Here is a 1,872-nt window from a genome sequence, read left to right on the forward strand (position 1 = left end):
CCACTCGGCGGGGCCGAGTGGGCTAGAGGCTGCCGCCTGCGTCCCCTCCGGGCGTTCAGCCCGCCGTCAGTTCCGCCAGGGGCAGGGTGTGCTGGGTGGTGAGGACCTTCGCCCGGAGGTAGCGGACGTTGTGCGCGGTGGTGAAGACGCCGGTGGGGACGCGGTGCCGGACGCCGACGCCGAGGTCGCGCAGCTGCTGCGCCTTGTCGGGGTTGTTGGAGAGCAGGTCCAGCTCGTCGATGCCGAGGGCGCCCAGCATCTGGGCCGCGGCCGTGTAGTCGCGGGCGTCCTCCGGCAGCCCGAGGGCCGTGTTCGCCTCGTAGGTGTCGAGGCCCTGGTCCTGGAGGGCGTACGCGTCGAGCTTGTTGTAGAGGCCGATGCCGCGGCCCTCCTGGCGGAGGTAGAGGAGCACCCCGCCCTGGTCGGCGATCCGCTCCACCGCCTCGCGCAGCTGGGGACCGCAGTCGCAGCGGGCCGAGCCGAAGACGTCGCCGGTCAGGCACTCGGAGTGCATCCGGACCAGCGGGGCCGTGCCGGGGGCGGGGTCGCCGAGCACGATCGCCAGGTGCTCACGGCCGTCGACGAGGCCGTGGAAGGTGACCATCTCGGCGTCGACGCCGTAGCCGTCCTGGAAGCGCAGCGGTACCCGGACGCGGGCACGCGGGGTGGCAGCGGGGAAGTCGGGCATGCGGGTTCTCCGGTCCTGGTGCGACTGCCGCTGTGCTTCAGTTTTGAATCACAGCGCTCGCCGCGACTCTATCCCCTGCTTCAAATTTCAAGCAACCGGATTTGGGATGCGTCACATCAGGGGGATGGGGGAATAAAGGCCGCCCTCGCCGCCCCTCGTGACCGGGCGACGGGGTCGGGCGAGGTCACTGGCCCGAGGAGCAGGAGCGGCGGCGCCACGGCAGGTCGTCGGGGCCGTTCTGCTGGGCCTCCTCCCCCTCGATCGCCGCCGCGATGGCCGAGCAGATCTCCTCGAACTGGCCGATCTGCTCGGGGGTGAGGTGGTCGAAGACCGCCTTGCGGACCGACTCCACATGCCCGGGTGCCAGCCGCTCCAGCAGGGCGAGGCCCTCGTCGGTCAGGACGGCGATGCTCCCGCGCTTGTCCCACTGGCAGTTCTCGCGCCGGATCGCCCCGTCCTTCTCCAGCCGGGTCACGACGTACGTCAGCCGGCTGCGCGTGATCTTCGCGTGCTCGGCGAGATCGGTCATCCGCATACGCCGGTCCGGGGCGTCGGAGAGCACGGCCAGCACCGCGTAATAGAGGTGCGGCATGCCGGCCTCCTGCTGGAGCTGCCGGTCGAGCGCGTCCTCCAGGAGCGTGCTCGCGGCGAGGTAGGCGCGCCAGGCACGCTGTTCCTCGGGAGTGAGCCAGCGAGTCGTCATACGTACAGTGTAGTTATTGTTTAAAACTTGAACCAAGCCCGGCCGGGTCAGCCCGCCTTTCCAGCCCGTAGGCCCGCCTTTCCAGCCCGTAGGCCCGCCATTCCAGCCCGGCAGCCCGTCAGCCCGTCATTTCGGCCAGTCAGACCAGGGAGCGTCTCCATGCCCCAGCCCTATGTCCTGTTGTCCGCCGCCGTCTCCCTCGACGGCTATCTGGACGACACCGGGCCCGAGCGGCTGCTCCTGTCGGGCCCGGCCGACTTCGACCGGGTCGACGAGGTGCGCGCCGCCAGCGACGCCATCCTGATCGGCGCCGGCACCCTGCGCACCGACAACCCCCGGCTGCTGGTCAACTCCCCCGAACGCCGCGCCGCCCGCGTCGCCGCCGGTGTGCCAGAACTGGGCCTCGGGGTCCAGATCGCCGGACGCGCTGACCGTGACCTTGAGCGGGTACTCGGGGAGGCCGGCGGCGACGCGGGCGGCG

The 1,872-nt window shown here is 71.1% G+C and carries 3 protein-coding genes; 1 reads left to right on the top strand and 2 read right to left on the bottom strand.

The features are described 5' to 3' along the window. Nucleotides 1–55: 55 nt before the first annotated feature. Both AOK23_RS39765 and AOK23_RS39770 read right to left on the bottom strand, forming a co-directional pair. Nucleotides 56–688 (bottom strand): GTP cyclohydrolase II, encoded by a 633-nt coding sequence (locus AOK23_RS39765; protein WP_055717301.1) that lies wholly within the window; start codon nucleotides 686–688, stop codon nucleotides 56–58. 184 nt (nucleotides 689–872) lie between these two features. Next, entirely contained in the window at nucleotides 873–1,391 is a 519-nt protein-coding gene (locus AOK23_RS39770; RefSeq protein ID WP_055717302.1) for a MarR family winged helix-turn-helix transcriptional regulator, read from the bottom strand. A gap of 159 nt (nucleotides 1,392–1,550) precedes the next feature. Between AOK23_RS39770 and AOK23_RS39775 the strand changes: the two genes are divergently transcribed. Further along, a partial coding sequence (locus AOK23_RS39775) for a dihydrofolate reductase family protein (protein ID WP_240496774.1) occupies nucleotides 1,551–1,872 on the top strand: 322 nt, incomplete at its 3' end.

The organism is Streptomyces torulosus, from assembly GCF_001419765.1.
GTDB classification, from domain to species: Bacteria; Actinomycetota; Actinomycetes; order Streptomycetales; family Streptomycetaceae; genus Streptomyces; species Streptomyces torulosus.